We start from the raw sequence: 24,733 nt of genomic DNA on the forward strand, positions 1-24,733 counted from the left end.
AACCGGCAGCCGAAGCACGGTTGGCGAGAAGGCACAGCAACAAAAATCGTGTAGAAGAATGTGGTTATCATCGCCCGACAATCTCGACAATTTAAGCCAAGGTTCGGCGTCAACCACAAGCAGCTACATACGTATGCAACGGCAATCTACGACTGAATACGTATGCAAGTTCGTGATGACTGCCCGCAGCCCTTCGCGACTTTATCCACCGGTATTAAACCAAACCCTGCATTGTTTGGCAGATTTGCCCCCATTTAATGGTGTAGCCTTCGCCCTATTCGTTATACTCAGATCAGCACCAAGAAAGAGGAACATGCGTGTCATTTGAAACCGTCGTCGCCAACATTGATGCCCAGCTCGCCCGCTTACAGGAAACGCTAGCCCAATGCGAATCTCAGCTGGCCGATTGCGACCAAGCCAAACAGCCTTTCTTAGAGCGCGAAATTGAAGCGCTAAAAATCACCCAAGCCAAACTTGAGAAATCGAAACAATTAGCCACCAGTGCCCACAAGCTCAGAGCAAAAGTTGAGCAACCCGCACCGCCACCGACACAAGATCATCGGATTCGCAACACCATCATTATCTTAGTGCTCGGCGCCTTGGCAGCCACTGCCACCCTGACACTGCTGTAACGCGCGAAGACATCCAGCACCCGCCTAACCACCCATGTCGCTTTGGGAATAGCAGCCTGTCGCCCGACGAATAGTTGCCGACCTCAGCCTCCGCTATAGTCTGCGCCGGCAAGCTGGGTAAAAACCGCCCGCCGCCATTAAAAAACATAACAACGCTTAGCGAACTCAGGAGAGAGAGATGAACAATGCTTTAATCAAGAAGCCATTGGTAGCCGCCCTAACGGCTCTGGCACTATCAAGCACCACGGGTTACGCACAAGTACTCGAGGAGGTTGTGGTTACCGCGCAGAAGCGCCCACAAAGCTTGCAGGACGTACCTGTTTCTATTAATGCCATCGGTGGCGATAAGCTGGCCGAAGGCAACCTGACAAAAATGGAGGATGTAACCTCCTACGTGCCCAACCTGTCTATGAGTGAAACAGGTATCGGTACCCAAATTTTTATCCGCGGCATCGGTTCAGGCATCAACCAAGCGTTCGAGCAGTCGGTAGGAACCTATGTTGATGGTATTTACTACGGTCGCTCACAGCTAAGTCGCGCCCCCTTCATGGACTTAGAGCGTATCGAAGTTTTACGTGGCCCGCAGGGTATCTTGTTCGGTAAAAACTCCATTGCTGGCGCCATTAATATGAGCACCGCCAAGCCAACCGACGAGCTGGAACTAAAAGCGGGCATTTTGTATGAGCCGACCTTCAATCAACGGGAAGTAAATCTCGTAGCCTCTGGCCCGCTGAGCGACACCGTCCGTGCACGCCTAGCCGTACGTGGTTTCAGTGACGATGGCTACATCGAAAACACCTTACAAAACCGCGATGAACCGCAGCGCGACGAGACCGCCATTCGCGGCACTATCGACTGGGATGCCTCTGAAAACTTTGATATTTCTTTGAAAGCGGAGCACGACACGTTTGACGTAAAAGGCCGTCAAATTGAGATAGTTCAAGAGCTACCTGGCGCCGGCGGTGCGGTTTACAGTCAAGTTTTAGCCACGTTATCGCAAAACCCAGCGCTACTGGATGGCAGCCAAGACTATGAGCGCCAATCAGACAGCCCGGAATTTTCGGACAATACGATCGACAACCTCACGCTAACAGCCAATTACAATTTTGGCTTCGCAACCCTGACCTCAGTAACCGGTTCTGTGCGCTATAAGTTTGACGAAAACTGCGACTGTGATTTCACCGGCGGCGATGTTTTCAATATCGAGTCAGGCGAAAAATACAACCAGCTTAGCCAAGAGTTTCGTTTAGTTAGCCCAGGCGGCGAAACGGTGGATTGGATTGCCGGTGTTTTTTATCAAAACAACGACATGCAGTATGACGAGAACACCTACTTCTCTAACACCAGCCTGCTTGGCCACCCAGCCGTAGATCCGACCGGTCAGCTCGCTTTAATTCGCGGCACTCACGTCGTACGCAACTACGAGCAAAGTTCAGAAGCAGCCGCTATTTTTGCCCAAGCCACTTGGAACATTAACGCCGATTGGGCTTTAACCCTTGGCGGTCGCTACACGGAAGAGCAGAAAGACGGCAGTCGTGTAATGGATATTCTCACGACAGCGTCAAACAACCCCAACCCCATCGCCGGCGCCGTCGTTAAAGGGGCGTTTAACGTAGACACCGAAGCCTACAAAACGCTTAATCCAGCTGCTCCAGGTCACAACTTAGCGGGCGATCGCGACGAGTCCGCGTTCACCCCATCGGTCAACATCCAATACAACATGAATGACGACGTGATGATGTACGCGAGCGCATCTACCGGTTTTAAATCCGGCGGCTTCGACACCCGCGCCAATCAGGTGACATCGTTCGAATTCGATCGCGAGAAAGCCACCACCTATGAGGTGGGTACCAAAACGCGCTTCCTAGACGATGCTGCAGAAATTAACGCCGCTATTTTCTTCACCAGCTATGAAGATCTACAAACTTCACAGTTTGATGGCAAACTCGGCTTTGTGGTTGGCAATGCTAAACAAGCCGACGTACAAGGTGTTGAAATTGATGGTCGTATTGCTCTGCCCTACGGTCTAGTGTGGACCGCTGCGGTTGGTTACCTCGACTTCGAATACAAAGATTTCGAAACCGGAAACTGCTACCACGACCAACCCACTAACGACCCAGCAGGCATTATTTGTGATTACACCGGTAAGCCATCGCAGTACACGCCAAAGTGGAGCGGCTCCACCTCGCTTGATCACAACTACGACTTCGGTGAATTAACCCTGCACTCAACCTTGGATCTCACTTACCAGGGCCAACAGTATATTCACCCCAACCTAGATCCACGCTGGAACTACACCCCCGGCACCAAGGTTAACGGTCGTATTGCCCTTGAAGCAGAGAGCTGGACGTTAGCACTTGTCGGCAAAAACTTAACCGATAAAGACACACTGACGTACGCCAACACGGCACCACTCTCGACTACCTTTGGCACACCGGCTTATTACGGTTTCGTAGAGCGCCCACGCACCATCGCTATCCAAGCTAACTACCGCTACTAATCGCGGCTAATTAGCCCCCAGTCATCAAGCGGGTTCCTCTTCGAACCGCTTGGTGTTTCTACGCATTGCTGCAGTAGAACCCTTCAACCCTCGCCCTAAAAAGCGAGGGTTTTTTGCCTACAGGATGTAGGTACACCTGGGCGACAGGACGTCGGAAGCCCGCATGCCGCAGGAAGGTGCGCCCCTAATCCACTGCCACACCCAAATGTTTAACCGGCGGTCTGGCTGCCTGATACCACTTGGATACGATTCAAAACACAAAGCCGCAGGAAGGTATGCCCGAATCCACCACCTCACCCCGATATATAACCGGCGTTCTGGCTACCAGATTTCACTCCGATACAATTCAATACACCAGATCACACGAAACTGCCGCTCAATTCCACTACTTCACTCAAATATCTAAGCAATAATCTAACAGCTGAAACTAGAAACCCGCGAGGTTAAGCGTGAAACTTAGACTTGGGGTGCCAGGCAATTCACCCAGCCACTTCACCGCTCCATCAGTGCTGTCGTGCACTGAGTCGCTCGCGCCACGTCCCTGTGGCTTGTGAAGTGGCCGGATGAATTGCTAGCGAGTTAAGTGCCAAGCCCCGCGAGCCAAAACTATTTGAGCTAAATACTTCGTTTTATGCTGTCACTGCGATCTTAAATATTGTTTGAGTTGATCAATGGATAAAAGCCGTATTATATTGCGGTATAAAGTCATTGATTATCACCGTAAGAGCTACAACGTGAAAAAATCTCCCATGCTCGGGTTCTATGTATTCCTTATATTGGTGGCACTCTGCTCGACAACAATGAATAGATTTTATTTTGTATTCGATACTGACAATGAATTCTGGGAGAATATTGATGATTGAAATTTATAAAAAGTTTCTACCAACAACTATAGGTATCTTCCTAAGTCTGGCTTGCGTGCTTTCATTAGCTGAATTCTTTAGAGATTTTCATTTACAGCACCTAAATGATTCGTTCGATCATTTCCAATACTTGATTATGGCATTAGTCTTTGGGTTTATTGGTATTCCTATGTCGCTTGATGGCACTCTAAAACTGAGCTCAGATGAAAAACTCTAAAAAGGGTGGCCAAGACGCGGCTATATCTAGTGAACTCACTAACACTCGCCCTTTCCACCGACGCCATGCAAATCACCTAGAGGCGGGATTGAGAAAGGTAGCTTGCGATAATTGTCAGGAGGAAAACACTTTTATATCCGCGTTTAAATCATATCGATGTCAAGCATGTAAAGAACCTTTGGATTGGCGGCTTAAAGTGTTATGCAATAATTGCGGCCATACAAACAGAATTTTCTCTGATGAAAAAGAAGTGGCCAAATGCAAGAAATGTGAACACGATATTAAGTGGAGTATAGACCCGTCTACATTCCAACCTAATATAATTCCGTTAAAGACAAGGGTTGTTTTGTTTGCACTAACTGGATTTCTCGTTATTGCAAATATATACGGGCTCCTACTTGGAAAATATGTTGTTCCAATAGGTTGCACGAGGCATGGAAAATGCCATGTAAATTTTATATTTGAAGGGTGGGATACTCTCATTCCGTTACTGTCTTCCTTATTGGGTATTATCAGTTTCAGCTTGACAATAATTGACCATTACGACAGAAGGCAAAATGAATACTTGTACAAAACAATAATTTCAGCTACCGCTTGGTCAGCCCTTATATTGTATTTTATTACTCCTTTTTTTGGTGCCAGACTATAACAACACCTGAAGCGTCAAGGATAAGGCGTGTAGAAATACAGATGTCACTGACATTCTAAAACACACAAAACTTTGATGCATTCCACGACCGATTAACGCATCTCAGAGAACATACAACACTACAGAAACAAACAACTAGTAAAAAATTATTCCGACATTCGAAAATCCTATTCAGGCGAAAAAATTTTCTATGAAAAAACCCAATATCTATGCAATAACAGACACAAAGGTCCATTATAATCTTACACCTATAAAATAATTTTAATTTTTTTAATAAGTCCGTAGACCGTTCATCCAGCACCAACGACATTTAATTTAATGGCAACCTCTAATACCGAACCTACTTCAGTAAACGTTAGCTCATGTATTGACAACCCAAGCTTCGAGCGCAACGACCGAAAAATAACAAATACCGAAACCACACCATGAGAAAGAAAGATAACCTCGTATCAATGTCAGGCGCCCCGATATTCCGTTATACCGATGGCGAGAAGGAGTGGGAGGCGGCTACTGGCGAAGAGTGTATTGAAGAAATTTCGGATCATATAGAGCGCCACATTGGCAAGGTTAGCTCGGTATTTCACGAGTTGATATCGGATACTGTGCATATAGACGTACACCACGTTAAACCAACCAACGAACGCCCCTTTCACACCTTAGTCACCTCTGGCATGAGCGACCTAGCCATGAATGTACCTTCAGAGGTTAACGCAACGCGTTACATGGAATTGATGGTCACCCTACCAGAGCATTGGCAAATAGACGACGCATCGTTCAAGGATGAAGTCTGGTACTGGCCCGTTCGGCAGCTAAAGTTTTTGGCGCGCTTTCCTCACAAATATGACACTTGGTTAGCATGGGGGCATACCATTCCAAACGGCGACCCAGCAGAGCCTTATGCAGGCAACACTCAGCTCTCAGGCGCCATCATCCTTCCATCTGTTCACGTGCCAGAGCAGTTCTATAGCCTCGATATTAACAAGGACAAAGTCATCGAGTTCTTTAGCATCGTCCCACTCTATAATGAGGAGATGAACCTAAAATTAAGCAAGGGCTCAGATCTCCTACTGGACAAATTTGATCGGCACGGTATAGATGACTTAATACGCATTGATAGAAAAAACGTCGCCAAAAAACGCTTCGGTTTGTTCTAATTAACTTAGGTATTATTTAACTAACAGCGCAAACAATTTGTAGCCACACGCTGTGAACCTGCGAGGAGTCAACATTGAGAATCACACTACTAACCATACTGCTATGTCTCACTAGCCCATCGTGGGCCCAACATTGCAACAGCCTAACATCCATAGATTGGCTATTGGGTGAATGGGTTGCGAAAAATGGCGATCGCACAAGCACGGAAACTTGGCTGTACGCAGGTGGCGCCACCTATGAAGGGGTTGGCAAAACATTTAGCCTTGGGCAACTTAAAAGCGAGGAGTCCTTAATAATCGCAGAAATGTCTGGCGTTTTATATCTCATTGCCAAGGTGAACCACAATGCGCTACCTGTCGCTTTCGGTCTCGTGAGCTGCACGGTCAATTCTGTGCGCTTTGAAAACCTCGCGCACGACTTTCCTAAACGAATTGAATACAAGCGCGAGGGTGAGAATCAATTAGCGGCGTACGTTAGCGATGCTGAGAGCAAAAGCTTTAGCGTCCATTTCACCCGAAAAGTCGACACGCCACGTTAACCTCGCGCGTCGCATCAAGTTCACTTAAACGTTTGATCCGCACGACTCGCGAATAATTAATTTTGGCTGCAACAATGTCGATGCTACATCTTCACCGGCGACGATACTGAGTAGATTCTCAACCAACATTTCACCCGCCACATTCGTATCTTGGCGCACCGTCGTCAGCGATGGCGTGATATAGGCGGCCGACTGAATATCGTCGAAGCCCACCACGGAGACATCACTCCCCACTTTAACGCCAGCCTTTTGCAACGCGCGCAAGGCGCCAATGGCAATTAAGTCCGAGGCGGCGAAAATGGCGTCGAAAGGTATGTTATCAGCTTGTAAACGCTGCACGGCCTCAAACCCAAACGTCTCAATAGTTTCCGCCGCGATTAACAGCTCTGGTGCGTGAACAATATTAGCCTCTGTTAAGGCGCGGCAAAAGCCTCGGTAGCGGGCGCTAAATTCTGGGCTGTTCGCTGACACATCGCCAAAAAAAGCGATGCGCTTGCGCCCCAAGCCCACCAAGTGCTGGCCGGCTAAATAGCCACCCTCTTCATTGTTACACCCGATTGAGCAACCGGGTTGATCATTGTGCACTGCGCCCCAGCAAATAAAATGCGCGCCGTCTTCTTGCAAGCTTTTTAATCGCTCGACATAACTATCGTATACACCGTAACCCAACAGAATTAATCCATCGGCGCGGTGAGAGTCTTCGAAATCTCTATGCCAGTCTTCACTTTGCTGCTGAAACGTTACGAGTAGGTCGTAACCACGCACCGCCGTAGCGCGGGTTATAGAGCCCAGCATCGACAAGAAAAAAGGATTGATATGGGATTCGTCGGTAGTGGGGTCTTCGCGAATCAGTAACGCCAAGGTGCGGCTCGATTTTGCCCGCAAATTACTCGCCGCTTTATCCACTTTGTAATTAAGCTCGCGCGCAATCGCTTTAATTTTCTCGCGGGTTTCTAAGCTCACTAAGGGGCTATCACGCAGCGCGCGCGATACCGTAGACTGGGATACGCCGGCTCGGTAGGCGATATCCAACGACGTGGGCCTGCTATCTTTCATGACGGTTCTTTGCTCGTTTTAATTATCATTAGACACAAGCCATCTCAGCGGCTTTGATGCAGGTTATAGAAAGCCAGCCGCAATGCCAAGGGTCAGGTTATAATAGCGCCCTGTTAACATTCTCATTCGACTTAGCATTCCCATTTAGTAGCCCATATAGAGATACGCTCATGCCTTGGCTCCAACTCATTATTCACTCTAACCGCGCCCAAGCCTCTGCCATAGAGGATGCACTCATGGACGTCGGCGCAGCATCCGTCACCCTGCAAGACGATGCCGACCAACCGATTTTAGAGCCAGCGCTAGGTGAAACACCGCTTTGGGATGCCACCCGAATCACCGGTTTATTTGATGCCGATATCAACACCCAAGCTGTGAGCCTCGAGTTGCTCGCACAATTACCCCAAGAGCCCCTGAACCTCAAGTGGGAACAACTGGAGGATAAAGACTGGGAACGCGAATGGATGGCGAGCTTTCAGCCCATTTGCTGTGGCGACCGCCTGTGGATTTGTCCGAGCTGGAAGGAGCCGCCAGAGGCCAGCGCGGTAAACCTTATGCTAGACCCTGGGCTCGCCTTCGGCACCGGCACCCACCCCACCACGTTTCTGTGCTTGCAATGGTTAGATCGACAAACTCTCGATCAAACCTCCCTCGTGGACTTTGGCTGCGGTTCAGGCATTTTGGGCATAGCCGCATTATTACTCGGCGCGAAGCGCGTTATTGGTGTGGATATCGACCCGCAGGCCCTACTGGCCACCCGCGACAATGCCAGCCGCAATGGCTTGGCCGCCGACGCCATGCCGGTGTTTTTACCCAAGGATGCCCCCCAGCAAAGCGTCGACATCATGCTTGCCAACATTCTAGCCGGCCCCCTGGTTGACCTAGCGCCACTGCTGACAAGCCAAGTGCGAGCGAACGGGTTATTGTGTTTATCGGGTATCCTCGCCAGCCAAGCCGACGCCGTTATGAGCGCCTATCCGGCCTTCGATTTCGACCCAGTCGCACAAAAGGAGGAATGGGTTCGCTTAACTGGGCGCAAAGTTAGATAGACTAAGGTGCTTGGCGCGATTTACCTTATGGTTCACAAAGACTAAACTCTGCACTTCGCGGCCTAGCCGCCGGCGAGTGACCGCGGTGATCAAGAATCATGCGCCACCCAACTCTTTAGAATGACAGCCTTTCGTTAGGCTCAAGATGCCGTAAGGACTACGACGCTCATGACCCAATTTGTGACCCGCTGCCCCAAGTGCAGCACGTCATTCCGCATCACCCAGGCACAACTGGATCGTGCTAAAGGTGCGGTTCGCTGCGGCTCTTGCCTACAAATTTTCCGCGCCAACGATCATATCGTGAGCCAGGTCGCCGCCAAGCCTGCTGCCAAAGTAGCGCCAGCTAAAAGTGCGCCTGCAGCAAAAGCCACGGCGAGCACCAAGCCAGCCGCAGCGGCGCCGAAAGCTGCCACCACGGCCAAGCCATCGGCGGCAAAGGCAACCAGTCCAGCGAAAAAGCCAGCCCCTGCAGTCGCTAAAACTGCCGCGGATAGCAAACCAGCAAATAAAACTGACGGGCTTAAGTTCAATCAAAAGGCCATTGATGAAGAAGCCGAGTGGGATGATAGCCAGCTGATTCACGACGATTTATTTGAAGAGCAAGATAAAGACCGCACCGGCGAGCTATCGGAAAACTTTTTTGACGTCTATGAACCCAGCCGCGCCAAGCACCAGCCAGAGCGCACCTTATTCGACCGAGAGATCAAGGGTCACGAAGAGGAGGAGGAAGCCGATAACACAGATGAATCTTGGGCGCTAAGCATACTAGAAGCCTCTGAAGATGAGAGCCGCGAAGAAGAAAAGCGCAAGCCCGCACAAGAACAATACTCTAGAGCCACAACCGGTACCTTTTCTGCACTGACCGACGAGGACATTGAAGACGCTCTCGGCGACACTTTCCGCACCACCGGCCAGCAACCAAAATTCGACCCGGAACCAGAACCAGAGCCGGAGCCCAGCAAGAGCAAGAATTCAGCGCGCACCCTGTTCACCCTCGAAGAGGACGAAAGCCGGCCCAAGCCAATGTTTACCGAGATGGAGGAGATCGACGATGATCCCGCCATTCGCAGTTACGACCCAGAAAAGCGCGCCATCATACGCAGTATCGAACCCGAGCCGTTAGAGTTCGGCTTTCACATCGAGGGCTCGCCTTGGCCCAAGCGCTTGCTCTGGGGCGGCCTATCAGTATTGGCGCTATATGGCTTCATATGGCAGATCGCCCACTACAACCTCGATGACTGGGGCCGCCATGCCAGCACACGGCCTTACTACCAAAATATCTGCCCGCTGTTAGGCTGCACCCTGCCACCGCTCTCAGAGCCCGGCAAGGTGATGGCATCAAACCTCGTGGTACGCTCACACCCGCGCATGAACGACGCTTTGTTAATCGACGCTGTGCTGCTTAACAAAGCGTCGTTTGAACAGCCCTTCCCGCCTCTCGTCATCCAGTTTAGCGACCTGCAAGGCAACCTAGTGGCCAGCAGGCGGTTTGTGGCGCGCGAATATTTAGCTGGCGAAATGGCAGGACAAACCATCATGCCGAGCAACCAACCGGTGCACATTGCCCTCGAAATTCTCGACCCAGGCAAAGATGCGGTGAATTATTCCGCCCATATCGCCCAGTAATTAAATTGTCATGGCGGCCAAGCATACTTGGGCGCCAAAAACCAGATTAAAATTTCGCCATTTTGTGTATTTTCTGCTTTTATCCCACACCCTGCTGCGGGTATCATAGCTGCCCTTTTCGCGCAGGCCCGTAGCGGCTTCGCATGTCGGAACCACAGCAAAACTAGGGTGCTTACGTGTTCAACATCGGTCCTCACATCATCGATAGCCAAGCGGTGCTTGCACCCATGGCCGGTGTGACCGATCTCCCCTTTCGCCGCTTATGCATGCGCTTTGGTGCAGGCCTTGCGGTTTCGGAGATGGTCACCAGCGATGTGAACCTGTGGAACAGCCGAAAGTCCAGTTTACGCCTCGTTCACGACGACGAAGCTAACCCACGAGCCGTGCAAATTGCCGGTGGCGACCCTGAAATGTTGGTACAGGCGGCGCGCTTAAATGTTGAGCGTGGCGCCCAAATCATCGACATCAATATGGGCTGCCCCGCCAAGAAGGTATGCAAAAAAGCCGCTGGTTCGGCACTGCTAGCCAATGAAACATTAGTGGCACGCATTTTATCGGCCGTTGTTGCGGCCGTTGATGTGCCTGTGACCCTAAAGATTCGCACCGGCCCAGATGTCGACCAAAAAAACGGCGTCGCCATTGCCCGCATGGCAGAGCAATCTGGTATTGCGGCACTGGCCGTCCATGGTCGCACTCGCGCCTGCGCCTTTAGAGGCCAAGCCGAGTACGACACGATTGCAGAAATTGCGCAAGCCATCCGCATTCCGGTACTTGCCAATGGCGATATTGAAACACCCGAACAAGCGCAAAGTGTACTGAGATACACAGGCGCCAGTGCGGTAATGATTGGCCGCGCCGCGCAAGGCCGGCCGTGGATCTTTCGTGAGATCAACCACTTTTTAGAAACTGGGCAACGCTTAGCAGCGCCAACACTCACGGAAATCCAGCAACTTTTATGCGAGCACATAGAGGCATTACATCGCTTCTATGGAACAACTATGGGGCCCCGTATCGCCCGCAAGCACGTGGGATGGTACTTAAAAACGCAGCCAAATGAGGAGGCGTTTCGCAAGACGTTTAACCAAATTGAGTGTGCACAACAGCAACATGCCAGCGTTCAAAATTATTTTGAACAGCTGAGATTGAATGAGGATAAAGCGGCATGAATACACTGGAACCTTTTATGGCTGAAGCGCCAGCCAAAGAAGCAGTCATCGACAACTTTTCAGGCATTAGTGCCAACCAATCGCTGCGCGATTGCGTCGATCAAGCGATGGAAAACTACTTTCGCAATCTCGATGGCCAACCGGTCACCAACGTTTACGACATGGTCATGGCCGAGGTGGAAGCGCCTATGTTGGAAGTGGTATTAAAATATACCCGCCACAACCAGACCAAAGCTGCTCAGGTACTTGGCCTGAACCGCGGCACACTGCGTAAAAAGCTCAAGCAATACGACTTGCTATAAACAGCAGAAATACCGAACAAAAGGGGTGGTTACACCCCTTTTGTATTTAACGCGACCAACCGTTTTCTTAGACATCAGGACAAACCCATGAGCTCTGATTTAGTTCAGGTAAAGCGCGCGCTGATTAGCGTGTCTGACAAAACCGGCATTGTAGAATTTGCCCAAGCCCTGCACGCGCAAGGCGTTGAAATATTATCCACTGGCGGCACCTACAAGCTCCTCAAAGACAGTAACATTCCTGCGGTGGAAGTTTCAGACTACACCGGCTTCCCAGAAATGATGGACGGCCGCGTAAAAACCCTACACCCGAAAGTGCACGGCGGTATCTTAGGTCGGCGCGGCACCGATGAAGCCGTCATGGGTGAACACGGTATCAAGCCCATCGACATGGTGGTGGTCAACCTTTACCCGTTCGAACAAACTGTTGCTAAACAAGGCTGCTCTCTGGCTGACGCGGTTGAAAATATCGACATCGGCGGGCCAACCATGGTGCGCGCAGCGGCGAAGAATCACGCCCACGTCAATATCGTCGTGAACGCAGCAGACTACGGAAAAATATTGGCGGAAATGCAGGCCAACCAAGGCGCTACCAGCCTGAAAACCCGTTTCGATTTAGCCATTAAAGCGTACGAGCACACTGCAGCCTACGATGGCGCCATTGCCAATTATTTTGGCCGCTTAGTTGACGGCGGCAGCGAAAACTTCCCACGCACCTTCAACAGCCAATTCACTAAAGTACAAGAATTGCGCTACGGCGAAAACAGCCATCAGAAAAGTGCTTTCTATGTTGAGAAAGCACCCGCCGCCGGCACCATTGCCACCGCTGTTCAACTACAAGGCAAAGAACTGTCTTACAACAACATTGCCGACACTGACGCAGCGCTGGAAACCGTTAAATTGTTTGACGCCCCCACCTGTGTGATTGTTAAGCACGCCAACCCGTGCGGGGTTGCCACAGCGGCCACTATTTTAGAAGCCTACGAACGCGCCTTCGCAACCGACCCCGAGTCATCTTTTGGTGGCATTATTGCCATCAACCGCGAACTCGACGGCGCCACTGCAGCCGCCATTGTGGAAAAACAATTTGTTGAAGTGATTATCGCCCCAACCATTTCGGCCGAGGCAATCGCCGCTGTTAGCAGCAAGAAAAACGTGCGCTTACTCGCCTGCGGTGATTGGCAAGCACAAGCGACAGCCGGTGTTGCCGCACTCGATTTCAAACGCGTTTCCGGTGGCCTGTTGGTGCAAGATCGCGACAGCGATTTCACCACCGCTGGCGATTTAAAAGTGGTGACCAAACGCGTACCCACTGAAGCCGAAATGCGCGACCTATTATTCACTTGGCGCGTCGCCATGATGGTTAAATCTAACGCCATTGTGTACGGTAAAGACACCGCAACTATCGGTGTAGGCGCAGGCCAAATGAGCCGAGTTAACTCCGCGCGTATTGCCGCCATTAAAGCTGAACACGCTAAGCTTGAAGTCAAAGGCTCGGTGATGGCATCAGATGCATTTTTCCCCTTCCGCGATGGCATCGATAACGCCGCGGCTGTCGGTATTGCCGCGGTCATTCAACCAGGCGGCTCAATGCGCGACGACGAAGTTATCGCCGCAGCAGACGAACACGGCATGGCCATGGTATTAACAGGCCAGCGCCACTTCCGTCATTAATCAGAGGTTGACCATGAACATACTTATTATTGGTTCTGGCGGTCGCGAACACGCCCTCGCGTGGAAAGTGGCTCAAAACCCCGCGGTAAAAAAAGTTTTCGTGGCGCCGGGTAATGCCGGCACTGAAATAGAAAACAAAGTAGAGAACGTTGCCATTGGCATACTCGAGTTCGAAAAGCTCGCGACCTTTGCCAAAGCCAATCACGTGGAGCTCACCATCGTTGGCCCAGAAGCACCGCTAGTTGAAGGGATAGTAGATTTTTTCACCGCCCAAGGCTTACGCTGCTTCGGCCCACGTAAAGGTGCTGCGCAACTGGAGGGCTCGAAAGCCTTCACCAAAGATTTTCTCGCGCGCCACAAGATTCCAACCGGCAGCTACCAAAACTTTACCGAGGTGGAGCCAGCGCTGGCCTACTTGCGTGAACAAGGCGCGCCCATTGTGGTTAAGGCCGACGGCCTAGCAGCGGGCAAAGGCGTGATTGTGGCGGAAACCTTGGCGCAAGCCGAAGAAGCCGTGCGCGATATGCTATCGGGTAACGCCTTCGGCGAAGCCGGTTGCCGCGTGGTGATCGAAGAATTTTTAGCTGGCGAAGAAGCCAGTTTTATCGTCATGGTGGACGGTAAAAATGTACTCGCCATGGCCACCAGCCAAGACCACAAACGCGTGGGCAATGGCGACACCGGCCCCAACACCGGCGGCATGGGAGCTTACTCACCGGCGCCCGTGGTAACGGCAGCCATTCACCAGCGCATCATGGACGAAGTCATCACCCCAACAGTGAATGGCATGGCCGCCGAAGGTAATGATTACACAGGTTTTCTCTACGCCGGCCTCATGATTGATGCCGACGGGACACCAAAAGTCATCGAATACAACTGCCGCTTTGGCGACCCTGAAACCCAGCCCATTATGTTACGATTAAAATCGGATTTAGTGGACCTGTGCAATGCCGCACTGGACAAAAAATTAGATCGAACCACCGCCGAATGGGATGAGCGCGCCGCTGTTGGTGTGGTGCTCGCCGCGGGTGGCTACCCAGGCAGCTATCGCAAAGGTGACAAGATTACTGGGCTCCCCAAAACCGATGTAGCCGGTGAAAAAGTCTTTCACGCTGGCACTCAGGTTATCGAAGGCCACGTGGTCACTAATGGCGGTCGCGTACTTTGTGCGACTGGCTTAGGTGACACCGTGAGCCAAGCACAAGAGCGCGCTTACGCGCTGACCAAAAAGATCCACTGGGAAGGCAGCTTCCATCGAACCGATATTGCTTACCGCGCTATCGCTCGCGAGAAGAGTTAGTTAGAGCCAGCCATAAAAAAACCTCCAAACGGAGGTTTTTTTATGGCTGATGCTATTTCAATCAGCTTGAAAAATTAATCAGCCATCACGCAGCGCTCCTGCGCCCAGGCGCGCAGCGAGCCAATTTTTTCAGCCATGATCACAGACAGCGGATTGGTGTTAGCTAACTCGCGAAGAATTTGCTGCACGCCACAAACCTCGCCCTGAGCGCGCGACGTATAAATAGCCGACACAATAGACTGCTCAATTTCCGCACCGGAAAAACCCTCGGCCGCGGCGGCCAATATAGGCAACTGAATCAGTAACTTTTCCAAGCCGCGCCGTTTTAGATGAATCGCGAAAATGTCTTCCCGTATGTTGGCCTGGGGTAGATCCACAAAAAATATCTCATCTAAACGGCCTTTACGCATCAATTCTGGCGGCAATGCCGAAATATCATTGGCCGTCGCCACCACAAACACGGGCTGCTTACGCTCCGCCTGCCAAGTCAATAAACTACCCAATAAGCGCTTGCTGGTACCGCCATCGCTCGACTCAGACGCGATACCTTTTTCCAATTCATCCATCCACAAAACACAGGGCGACATACGCTCGGCCAAGGCCAGCGCCTCGCGAAGATTACGCTCGGATTCACCGTGAAATTTGTTGTACAGCGCACCAAAATCTAATCGCAACAAGGGCAAGCCCCACAGGCCCGCCACTGCCTTCGCCGCCAGACTTTTACCGCTACCTTGTACGCCCAACAACATCACGCCTTTTGGTTTATCTTTTATGGAATGGTCGGTGAACGCTTGCTGTCGGCTATTTAACCACTGCTTTAATTTAACCAACCCACCGACCTCGGCAAAACTGGCGGTATCAAATTCAAAGGAAACCACACCATCTAAGTTAAGCAGTTCAAACTTCGCCTTATTAACGTTGGGGAGATCCGATTCGGTAATGGCGCCGTCGTCGACGATTGCCGAGTGCACCAGCTTTCGCACGTCGGCAAAACTCAACCCGCGTAAGTTGCTCACCATTCGCGCCAGCGTTTCATTGTCCGCTTTGACCCGCTGCCCCTTTTCACTCCATAACTTTGCCTCTTCGCGAATGATGGTCATGATTTGCTCGTCGGTAGGCATGGCAAGTGAAAAGCGTGCCGCTATGCGCGAGAGCTCAGGCGGTAAGGCTAGCGCGTGACTGACCAAAACCACGGAGTGGCGGTTTTGACTTTGCGCAAGGGCAATGTCCTTTAACAAACGCACGGTTTTTGGGTTGCCTTCTAAGTAGGGGTGAAAATCACACAACACCACAACGGCTGGGTGACTCATGGTTTTGATGTGCCGCAACACATCCTCAGGCTCCTGCTGCGCATTGGTGGCAGGACTCACACCCTCGGTTGATCCAAACCCTAGCCGCACCAAGCCCTCGGTTATAGTCCAACGATATACAGGCCTCGAGCGCAGGCGCCCGCGCTCGCTCACCGACGCCTCCGATATAGCACGCTGAATTGTCTCTAATGCGCGCATCTCATCGTGAGTTTCCAGCAGCAGCAACGGCGTTTTAGCGCCGAGCATCAAGCCTATATCTCTAACGTCCGTCACTCGGGTCTCCCTATATATTCCATGCCACTCACCACACAGGGCTAATTTGGCTGCTAGACTCAAGGTTGCCATTCTAACAAGCTAATTCCCCTAAGCACCATGACACTGGGCTGAATACCCCGCGAGCGCCAAACTTTCGAAGGCCGCTGTACTGTGAAGATTAAACACAAACCCAGCGCGGTTTTTCACTGGTGCGGCTCGCTTCCTCCGCTGCGGTGGTTTTCTTAGCGCTATCTTGGGTCAGCGATAACGAAAAACAAAACGTCAAAGACAATATCTAGGCGGCCATTCAGTTGAGTCAGCTTTATCACAACAACCTTAAGCCCGGTGTAAATACTTTAAAATTTAAGATCCATTACGATAGAAAAGCCTCTATTTTATTTATCAAGCGATTCCAGATAGCAATTATATATTGGCGGTTACTGTCGGCCGAGATGAACTATTTAGGCCGCTCAGCCAAGCTATTGAGAATATGCGCACTACATTCATGAGAAGGAAATTGAGCTCGCCCCCAGTGAAAGTCGATTCCATTACGCGATGTTAGACGCTAACGATGGGCTTTGGGCCTGAAATCTCGGCAGCGATGACATTTTTACTCGCCACCTTGGGTCACTATGTTAGGTTACGAACCGGATGCTTTTAGCACTGACACCTCGAGTTTTTTCACTTTCTTCACCCTGATGACAAGAACAGAGTCATGCTACACACAGAGGCTTATCTCAGTGATGCGGCCGAAAATTTTGGCATAGCCCTGAGGTTGAAACCTAGCGACGAACTGTATGTCGATGTATTACCGAGAGCTTTCGTGGTTAGAGATCCTAACTCCGGCAAACCCTAAAGGCTGGTTGGCACTCATGTCGACATGCCGGAACAAGTTGCCTTTGAAGCAAAAATAAAAAGCCTAAACGTTGAATTAGAAAAACGGGTTGCCGAGCGCACCGAAGATCTTTGGCTCGCCAAGAGTCACTTTTTGGCCAATATGTCACACGAGTTACGCACTCCGGTAAACTCTATTAACGGATTTACAGACCGATTAATTGAACGGCTAGATGACGTAATTGAACCTCGGCCTATGGGCGCGCTAAAAACCATCGCACGAAAAGGCCGCCAACTGCTCAACATTATCACGACATTTTAGACACCCAGGGCTTAGATAGTGGCGATGAAACCTTAAAACATTCGCTTGTTTTAATCCCCCAATTTCGATCAATGAGCGCGCTCCCATAAAGAAAAGGTAGATAAAGAAGTGTTGATCTGCGTTTTAACTTCCCAAGTGATATCTATCATCGCAACATCTATGCCGACCCAATGAGAATTCGGCAAATTTTAGATAACTTACTCAACGCCCTTATATTTACCGACACGGGAAGCGTCTCCAGCACCGCCCACGTAGCCAATTATTAGGGCAGGCAAGGGATGCGCTTCGATATTAATGACACTGGGCGAGGTATCGAATTGTCAGTTCTAGATTCCCTATTTAACCCTGTCACCCAAACCGATGACGCGGCAAACCGACTAATTTCCGGCACAGGCCTAGGCCTGACCTTGATTAAACGCTTGACAGAAATGCACAAGGGCGCGGTAACCGTCGGCGCCGAATATGGCAAAGGCAGCACTTTCTCAGTTTGGATTCCAAGCCAAACGTCGTAAACTACAGCTTTAGCGCTTTGGGGACTCCCTAGATGAACAACCGCCGCCTCAGCTTGCTCGATCAGCTGGTGATTGAAGCAGACGCTGCCTTGCGAACCCTACATCGAGGCCATACCGCTTCTCGCCCGTCTCCAGCTGAAGGCCTGGAACAACCCACCTTATCGGCACAAGAAACACGCCATGCGGCAGGCTTGATGCGGGTCAACCACGCCGGCGAAGTGTGCGCCCAAGCGTTATATCAAGGCCAAGCACTTACCGCCAAACTGCCCGAGGTGCGAGCCGAAATGGCCGAGGCGGCTGCAGAGGAAATTGACCACCTAGCTTGGTGTGAACAACGACTAAATGAGCTAGAAAGTCGACCCAGCTTGCTCAACCCAGCTTGGTACGCCCTGTCGTTCGGCATAGGCGCGGCGGCAGGCCTTATTAGCGACAGAGTCAGCTTAGGTTTTGTCGCCGCCACCGAAGACCAAGTCTGTCGCCACCTCGATGGCCACTTAGAAAGTTTGCCGGAACAAGATACAAAAAGCCGGGAAATTGTCAGCCAGATGCGCGCCGACGAAGCCCGACACGCTGCTGCCGCTCGCTCAGCAGGCGGGTTCGAATTTCCAGCACCCGTTAAATCGCTAATGACACTAACCGCCAGCCTCATGACCGCAAGTAGCTATCGGATTTAATGGGATCTAACCATGCACAGCACAGAAAAAAAATTGATGTACGCCTCGCTCCTGCAGACGTGTAAGTCACTGACCGAAGGCGAGACCGATGAAGTAGCGGTTATGGCTACACTTGCCTGCGAGATCCATCACGCTATCCCCTATAGTCACTGGACCGGATTTTACCGAGTCACTGAACCAAACTTACTTAAAGTAGGCCCCTATCAAGGTGGCCATGGCTGCCTACAAATTAGTTTTGATCGCGGTGTGTGCGGCAAAGCCGCGAAGGAAAATGCGGTACAACTGGTCGATGATGTACATAGCCTGCCTTATCATATTGCCTGCTCCAGCTCGACCTTATCCGAAGTTGTTTTACCCATAACCGATGCAACAGGCCAGGTCCGAGCCGTGCTAGATTTAGACTCGAATGATCCTGCTGCGTTTTGCTCTGAAGATGTAGAAGGCTTATTGGCGCTACTCGAAAGGGTTAAAGCGTGTTACGAAACCTAGCCTGCACATTATTCACCGGCATAATTTTCTGGGGTTTTTCCAGTGAACCGATCGCCGACGTCATAGAACTTAGAGCCGACGATTGGTGCCCCTACACCTGTGCCTCTGATGAAAATCAAGGCCTACTCGTCGAGATAGCCACCAGAGTTTTTACCAATGCCGGCCATAAGGTAGTTTTTCGTACCGTGCCATGGGCGCGAGCACAGCTTGAGGTTAAACATCACAAAGCCCATGGTTTAGTTGGCGTAACCCCCGCAGAGGCACCCTCACTGATTTACAGTACCGAGCCCCTCCTGTACGCAGAAAACCATTGGTTCGTAAAAGCCGACAACCGCTGGCACTTTGATACGCTGGCCTCGTTAAAACCCCTAAAGCTAGGTGCCACAGAAGACTACAGTTACGGCTCAGCTATCGATACCTATATTGCGCAAAATAAAACCGACAGTGCGAAAGTCCAGCTGCACATCAGCGATGTTTCGCTACTGCGCAACCTACGCAACTTACAGCAGGAAAGAATTGATGTTTTGCTGGAAGATTGCCGCGTCGTGACCGTCACGGCCCAACAACACAGAGAAAAGGTCGCGCTAAGAAGCGCAGGGCTTGCCTCGCGAATAGCACTGTATATCGGCTTCGCCCCAGACCACCCGAAATCAAAACACTATGCGCAACTACTCAACCAAGGTATGGCCAAGCTAATCGACAGTGGCGAGTTGGCACAAATGCTAAAACGCTATCCCGCCAGCTTGTGCCAATCAACGCGTTAACCTTCGGTTTCTATTATGTCGACGGAATGGCTTAACTGCACGCCAGCCGATTCCAACATGATCGATGCAGAACAATACTTAGTGGCGGACAGTTCAACCGCTTTTTGTACTTGGCTGAGCTTGAGCCCTTTACCTGAAACAATGAATTTCAAATGTATTTTTGTGAACGGGGATGGCACACCGTCAGCTCGTTCCGCGTCAAGCTCTACCCGACAATCGCTTACCGCCTGACGAGATTTTTTTAATATGCCAATAACGTCAAAAGAGGCGCAGCCACCCAAACCGAGCAGCATCATTTCCATCGGGCGCACGCCCATATTTCTTCCACCGTGATCAGGTGCACCATCCATAACAACGGCATGGCCGCTGCCCGACTCACCCAAAAACATCACGCCGTCTACCCACTTTACCGTTGCCTGCATAGCTTTCACTCTTCTCTTCAATGCCAATCAAACAAGGCGCGCAGATTAACATAGTCGCGCTATTGGCTCTATGTATCCAGCCGCGCTGCAGGCCAATAACCCCAATAAAAACAAGGCTATTTGCACTTTTTCGGCGCAAATTCCCAGCAAAGTGTGACTACGAAGGCTAACTAGTTCACACTATTGAACGCTTTACTCGACTTGTACGAAAGCTGTGCTACAGCCTCGCTGGCACCAAGCGCAGATAAACGCCATAATCAGGGCTGGCTCACAAGGCCTAACAACCAAAGCATTTGGTAACAAACGCACATAAAAGGGGTTTCACTTTGGTCGCCGTATTGACACCACACATTCAAAACGTAGACAAGTTCCTAGAGCATTGTCATCGTCGCCGCTACCCGGCTAAAACCACGATTATTTATGCAGGGGATAAAAGCGATTCCCTCTACTACATCGTAAAGGGGTCAGTAACCGTGCTGATCGAAGATGACGATGGCCATGAAATGATTGTCGCCTACTTAAACGACGGCGACTTTTTTGGCGAAATGGGCCTTTTCGAAGACGACGCCGATGCCCGCAGCGCCTGGGTTAGAGCCAAGACCGAATGCGAAGTTGCCGAAATCAGCTATGCCAAATTTCACGAGCTGGTGGCAACTCACCCCGAGTTCCTATTTGCCTTATGCAGTCAAATGGCTAGCCGCCTGCGCAACACAACGCGCAAGGTCGGCGACCTCGCCTTTTTAGATGTGACCGGGCGTGTTGCTCGAACGCTTCTCGACCTCTGCAAAGAGCCGGATGCCATGACCCACCCAGACGGCATGCAAATCAAAATTACTCGCCAAGAAATCGGCCGCATCGTGGGTTGTTCGCGGGAAATGGTAGGGCGTGTATTAAAAACCCTTGAAGAACAGGGTTTGGTTTCCGTTAAAGGTAAAACCATGGTGGTGTTTGGCACCCGGTAGTAGGCCTTGTCGAAAAAGGACCCGCATTAATGCACAGGACGCGTTTTATAAACCCATTCGCGGTATTTGGATTGGTTTTATTTGGCGTCATCGCCTGCGATGACGCCTCAATTCCCACCCAGAAAGTCATTACTGGCACAGCACAGCTGTCGGAGCCAAGTACCCTGCCAGCAGGCAGTAAACTGCAGGTGGTGCTGGAGGATATCAGCCGTGCGGATATTGCTGCCCAACCGGTAGCAGATCTCGAGCAGGACGCCACACAACCACTGCACTTCGTCCTCACCTACAATCACGATCTCTTGCAAGCTGGTCGCCGCTATAACCTTAGGGGTCGCATAATTGATGCCCGCGGCCAACTGCTGTGGACTACAGACACCCAACTATCACCGGCCACATCAGACACGCCCGTCACTTTAAAGCTAATAGCCGTAGCAACCAAGCCAACACCACAGCAAGCCTTATTTTATCAATGTGATAAGCAAAGCTTATTGGTAAAGATTGAGGGAGAAAGCGCTTCGCTATTTTTAGGCGAGAGAGTGTTTGCGCTGCATAAAATGATGAGTGGGTCCGGCATCCACTTTCAATCTGAGGAAGCTGACTTCTGGAGTAAGGGCGACGAGGCCTTTTTAACCATTGCCGGCGAATCTCGCCAACACTGCACCCTACAACCACAAGCGCTCTCTCTCGCAGCGGCCGAGGGCGCAACACTCTGGGCTAGCGGCAACGAACCGCCCTGGTTATTAATAAGACAAAAAGACGATACCATAGCGCTAACGCAAGCCTATGGCGCTGACGTTAGAACCTTTAGTAACCTGACAGAGCAGGTAAATACAGAGCAAGCAGTACAACTCAACGCGACATCTGCAGACCAAACTCTCACCTTAGTCATCAAGCCAACGCCGTGTGTCGATTCGATGAGCGGCAAACAGTTTCCATTAACTCTTAATTTGGAGCTTGGCGACACTAAGCTCGACGGCTGTGGCCAACCGCTTAGTGGCTCAACGATACCGTCAAATCATTTTCCGGCTGCGCAATCGGTAGATACAAAGTAAAACAACTGCCTTGCCCCTCACGCGACTCCACTTTAATTTCCCCCCTGTGCATCTGCACAATACCGTAAGACACAGATAACCCGAGACCAGTGCCCTCGCCAACACGCTTGGTGGTGAAAAACGGGTCGAAAATCTTGCGCTTCACCTCGGCGCTCATGCCCACACCATTATCGGTAATGCTTAACCACACTTGGGTGTTATCCGAGTTCATACCCGACTTAATCACAATCTCGCCAAACTCCGGTAATGACTGACCCGCGTTGACCAATAGGTTCAACAGCACCTGATTAATCTGTGGCGCAATGCATTGCACCGGTAATATTTCCCCCAACTCCAAGTGCACATTGCACTTATATTTCAATTCGTTGCTTACGATATTCAAGCTCGAGCGCAGCAGTTGGTGTAAATCTTCCTGCTGCCAGGCCTTCTGCTCCGGGTGGGCGAAGCCCTTAAGGTCACCGACAATTTGCTTCACCCGCAGCACGCCTTGCATCGACTCGGCAATTAAGTGCGCGGTGTCTTCACGTAAATAAGGAACATCAATATGCTGTTTCAAGACAATTAAATCACGCTTTAACTCAACGTCAGGAATGAGGTCATCGAGCGCTTCGTAGGCTTCAAGCAAACGCCATAAATCGCCCAAATAAGCCTTCAGGGTATCCAAGTTTGAATTGATGTAACCAACAGGGTTGTTAATTTCATGGGCTACTCCAGCCGCTAGCTGGCCCAAACTCACCATTTTCTCGGCCTGAATCAGCTGTGCCGTCGCCTCCTGCAACCTATCGTTCGCAGACTCAAGCTCCAAGGTGCGGTCTCGAACGCGAGACTCTAAGTGTTGCTCGCGGTTATGTAAGGTTAAATGTGTACGCACCCGAGCCAGCAGTTCATCCCGGTTAAAAGGGGTAGATACATAGTCGGCGGCACCTAAATGGAAAGCTCTACTGATGGTATTTGGCTCGTTGTCTGCACTCAACACGATGACCGTAGGCACTCGGGTCAAGCCCAGAAGGGGCAATTCCTGCAACACATCAAAACCGGATTTTTCCGGCATATTCAAATCCAGTAACACAAGGTCAATGCTTTGCTGTGATACGACTCTTAGGCATTCTGCACCGTTTACAGCCTCATAAAGCTCGGGAAACTCGTCTGCCAAAATATGGCGAACTAGCTTTCGATTTATATCATTATCATCGACAAGCAGTATCACTTGTGGCATGGGCAGCTCCCTGTGGCCCAACTTTGGGTAGGCACAGTAAACCCCAGATCAGAAACTATTTGCAAGCGTGCTATAGCGCGGGAAAATCGAGCCGCCAGCACTTTCTCACAGGCAAAAAAAAGCCCTCTACAACAACTGAGGGCAAGGTCTTAGGGTGTTCTTGATCATCCTAGCGACTGCGATACCGATAGCGCCTCAAAGGTCTCACCTATCCAACCACCGCACCTGAGAACATCAGGTAACTAGGGTAAAAGTTGGGGGGCCCACCACTTACTACGAGCCCCCCTCAAATCGAGCCGGTTTTACCTTCTATACAACGACTACGGCATCACCGGAAAAACTGACTACTACCACTACAAGGGTCATATTCGTTCAGCTTACTTCGAGAGTACTGCTGCCACCTTGGTTATACACCGCTGGGCTAATTCGCTCTCAACCACCTGAATATGTAACCTATTCTACATTTTATGACTAACCTGTCAATCATGACATTATATCATTTTGTTATGGTTGAATGTCTATAAAAACACATTAGTCATTTAAGTCAGCTAGAAAGTTAGCTATATTTAACCTAATTCGCACTGAATAAGAGCAACATCGGGCATGAGCGACATCCAAGTACTTACCACCGGCGAAGCTGCGAAATTCTGTGGCGTTAACTTCCGCACGGTCATTCGCTGGATCGAGCGTGGACGACTCAAAGCCTACAAACTGCCCGGGCGTGGCGATCACCGGATTCAAACCCAAGACTTCATAAACTTCCTCAGAGAGAACCAAATGCCGGTTCCCCCAGAGTTGGTGGGCGCCAATAACCGTATTTTGATTATCGAAGATCAGCCCGAGATGGCCGCTGCGATTAAGCGAACCCTAAAGCGCGCTGGCTATGAGGTAGAAGTGGCTAAGGATGGCTTTGTGGCAGGAACTCTGTTGATGCGCCACGACCCTGCGCTGGTCACACTCGATTTGAAAATGCCGGGTATCGACGGTTATGAGGTGCTCACCTTCATTCGCGAGCATCAAGATCACAATCAGGTTAAGGTGCTCGTTATTTCAGCAGAAACAAAGGAAGGTTTATCGCGGGCTCTTAGCTCCGGCGCCGATGACATTCTCGCCAAACCCTTCGATAACAGTGAATTACTCAGTAAAGTCACTATTCTTATCGGCGAAGGGCAACCTAATATCGCCACTATCGCGTAA

General features: G+C 50.7%; 23 protein-coding genes. 19 read left to right on the top strand and 4 right to left on the bottom strand.

Going from position 1 to position 24,733, the window contains the following annotated elements; genetic code table 11:
• Positions 1-317: 317 nt before the first annotated feature.
• The 5 genes from ACGHTT_RS15515 to ACGHTT_RS15535 all read left to right on the top strand — a co-directional run bounded on the left by ACGHTT_RS15515 (position 318) and on the right by ACGHTT_RS15535 (position 6,554).
• A complete protein-coding gene (locus tag ACGHTT_RS15515) occupies positions 318-632 on the top strand; it encodes a hypothetical protein (protein WP_390591812.1) in 315 nt (104 codons plus the stop codon).
• Positions 633-810: 178 nt separating this feature from the next.
• Positions 811-3,132, top strand: a complete 2,322-nt coding sequence (locus ACGHTT_RS15520; RefSeq protein ID WP_390591813.1) for a TonB-dependent receptor — start codon at positions 811-813, stop codon at positions 3,130-3,132.
• Positions 3,133-3,987: 855 nt separating this feature from the next.
• Positions 3,988-4,212, top strand: a complete 225-nt coding sequence (locus ACGHTT_RS15525) for a hypothetical protein (RefSeq protein ID WP_390591814.1) — start codon at positions 3,988-3,990, stop codon at positions 4,210-4,212.
• A gap of 1,074 nt (positions 4,213-5,286) precedes the next feature.
• On the top strand, positions 5,287-6,015 hold the full coding sequence (locus ACGHTT_RS15530; protein ID WP_390591815.1) for a suppressor of fused domain protein: 729 nt from the start codon (positions 5,287-5,289) through the stop codon (positions 6,013-6,015).
• Between the two features lie 74 nt (positions 6,016-6,089).
• Positions 6,090-6,554: a DUF6265 family protein gene (locus tag ACGHTT_RS15535; RefSeq protein ID WP_390591817.1), complete on the top strand. Its 465-nt coding sequence runs from the start codon at positions 6,090-6,092 to the stop codon at positions 6,552-6,554.
• 24 nt (positions 6,555-6,578) lie between these two features.
• On the opposite strand, the gene ACGHTT_RS15540 is transcribed toward ACGHTT_RS15535, so the two are convergent.
• The gene (locus ACGHTT_RS15540; protein WP_390591820.1) at positions 6,579-7,610 is read right to left on the bottom strand and encodes a LacI family DNA-binding transcriptional regulator; all 1,032 of its coding nucleotides are present in this window, start codon (positions 7,608-7,610) and stop codon (positions 6,579-6,581) included.
• 170 nt (positions 7,611-7,780) lie between these two features.
• Here ACGHTT_RS15540 and prmA point away from each other — a divergent pair, with 170 nt between their 5' ends.
• The 6 genes from prmA (at position 7,781) to purD (ending at position 14,724) form a co-directional block, all read left to right on the top strand.
• A complete protein-coding gene (gene prmA / locus ACGHTT_RS15545; RefSeq protein ID WP_390591821.1) occupies positions 7,781-8,659 on the top strand; it encodes a 50S ribosomal protein L11 methyltransferase in 879 nt (292 codons plus the stop codon).
• A 168-nt stretch (positions 8,660-8,827) separates the two neighbouring features.
• Positions 8,828-10,285 (top strand): zinc-ribbon and DUF3426 domain-containing protein, encoded by a 1,458-nt coding sequence (locus tag ACGHTT_RS15550; RefSeq protein WP_390591822.1) that lies wholly within the window; start codon positions 8,828-8,830, stop codon positions 10,283-10,285.
• A 176-nt stretch (positions 10,286-10,461) separates the two neighbouring features.
• Positions 10,462-11,451, top strand: coding sequence for a tRNA dihydrouridine synthase DusB (gene dusB / locus ACGHTT_RS15555; RefSeq protein ID WP_390591823.1), 990 nt, complete (start codon positions 10,462-10,464; stop codon positions 11,449-11,451).
• A 17-nt stretch (positions 11,452-11,468) separates the two neighbouring features.
• Positions 11,469-11,753 (top strand): DNA-binding transcriptional regulator Fis, encoded by a 285-nt coding sequence (gene fis, locus ACGHTT_RS15560; protein ID WP_380736145.1) that lies wholly within the window; start codon positions 11,469-11,471, stop codon positions 11,751-11,753.
• Positions 11,754-11,840: 87 nt separating this feature from the next.
• Positions 11,841-13,424, top strand: a complete 1,584-nt coding sequence (purH, locus tag ACGHTT_RS15565) for a bifunctional phosphoribosylaminoimidazolecarboxamide formyltransferase/IMP cyclohydrolase (protein ID WP_390591824.1) — start codon at positions 11,841-11,843, stop codon at positions 13,422-13,424.
• A 13-nt stretch (positions 13,425-13,437) separates the two neighbouring features.
• Positions 13,438-14,724, top strand: coding sequence for a phosphoribosylamine--glycine ligase (gene purD, locus ACGHTT_RS15570; protein ID WP_390591825.1), 1,287 nt, complete (start codon positions 13,438-13,440; stop codon positions 14,722-14,724).
• Positions 14,725-14,798: 74 nt separating this feature from the next.
• Here the strand turns inward: purD and ACGHTT_RS15575 are convergent, their stop codons facing one another.
• Positions 14,799-16,280 (bottom strand): AAA family ATPase, encoded by a 1,482-nt coding sequence (locus ACGHTT_RS15575; RefSeq protein ID WP_390595070.1) that lies wholly within the window; start codon positions 16,278-16,280, stop codon positions 14,799-14,801.
• 889 nt (positions 16,281-17,169) lie between these two features.
• On the opposite strand from ACGHTT_RS15575, the gene ACGHTT_RS15580 reads away from it, so the two are divergent.
• The 5 genes from ACGHTT_RS15580 (at position 17,170) to ACGHTT_RS15600 (ending at position 19,884) form a co-directional block, all read left to right on the top strand.
• On the top strand, positions 17,170-17,445 hold the full coding sequence (locus tag ACGHTT_RS15580; protein WP_390591827.1) for a histidine kinase dimerization/phospho-acceptor domain-containing protein: 276 nt from the start codon (positions 17,170-17,172) through the stop codon (positions 17,443-17,445).
• Positions 17,446-17,723: 278 nt separating this feature from the next.
• Entirely contained in the window at positions 17,724-17,957 is a 234-nt protein-coding gene (locus ACGHTT_RS15585) for an ATP-binding protein (protein WP_390591828.1), read from the top strand.
• Between the two features lie 32 nt (positions 17,958-17,989).
• On the top strand, positions 17,990-18,631 hold the full coding sequence (gene coq7, locus ACGHTT_RS15590) for a 2-polyprenyl-3-methyl-6-methoxy-1,4-benzoquinone monooxygenase (RefSeq protein ID WP_390591829.1): 642 nt from the start codon (positions 17,990-17,992) through the stop codon (positions 18,629-18,631).
• Positions 18,632-18,643: 12 nt separating this feature from the next.
• Entirely contained in the window at positions 18,644-19,120 is a 477-nt protein-coding gene (locus tag ACGHTT_RS15595; protein WP_390591831.1) for a GAF domain-containing protein, read from the top strand.
• Positions 19,105-19,884: a substrate-binding periplasmic protein gene (locus ACGHTT_RS15600; protein WP_390591832.1), complete on the top strand. Its 780-nt coding sequence runs from the start codon at positions 19,105-19,107 to the stop codon at positions 19,882-19,884. Before ACGHTT_RS15595 ends, ACGHTT_RS15600 begins: the two co-directional genes overlap by 16 nt.
• Here ACGHTT_RS15600 and ACGHTT_RS15605 read toward each other — a convergent pair.
• Positions 19,881-20,306 (bottom strand): OsmC family protein, encoded by a 426-nt coding sequence (locus ACGHTT_RS15605; RefSeq protein WP_390591834.1) that lies wholly within the window; start codon positions 20,304-20,306, stop codon positions 19,881-19,883. The genes ACGHTT_RS15600 and ACGHTT_RS15605 overlap by 4 nt on opposite strands.
• A gap of 326 nt (positions 20,307-20,632) precedes the next feature.
• Here ACGHTT_RS15605 and crp point away from each other — a divergent pair, with 326 nt between their 5' ends.
• Both crp and ACGHTT_RS15615 read left to right on the top strand, forming a co-directional pair.
• Positions 20,633-21,268, top strand: a complete 636-nt coding sequence (gene crp, locus ACGHTT_RS15610) for a cAMP-activated global transcriptional regulator CRP (protein WP_390591836.1) — start codon at positions 20,633-20,635, stop codon at positions 21,266-21,268.
• 29 nt (positions 21,269-21,297) lie between these two features.
• Entirely contained in the window at positions 21,298-22,320 is a 1,023-nt protein-coding gene (locus ACGHTT_RS15615) for a YbaY family lipoprotein (protein WP_390591838.1), read from the top strand.
• On the opposite strand, the gene ACGHTT_RS15620 is transcribed toward ACGHTT_RS15615, so the two are convergent.
• Complete coding sequence (locus tag ACGHTT_RS15620) at positions 22,259-23,536, bottom strand: ATP-binding protein (RefSeq protein WP_390591840.1); 1,278 nt, start codon at positions 23,534-23,536, stop codon at positions 22,259-22,261. The genes ACGHTT_RS15615 and ACGHTT_RS15620 overlap by 62 nt on opposite strands.
• A 603-nt stretch (positions 23,537-24,139) precedes the next feature.
• Between ACGHTT_RS15620 and ACGHTT_RS15625 the strand changes: the two genes are divergently transcribed.
• Positions 24,140-24,733, top strand: coding sequence for a response regulator (locus tag ACGHTT_RS15625; RefSeq protein WP_390591842.1), 594 nt, complete (start codon positions 24,140-24,142; stop codon positions 24,731-24,733).

Source organism: Simiduia litorea (genome assembly GCF_042853465.1).
Lineage (GTDB): Bacteria > Pseudomonadota > Gammaproteobacteria > Pseudomonadales > Cellvibrionaceae > Simiduia > Simiduia litorea.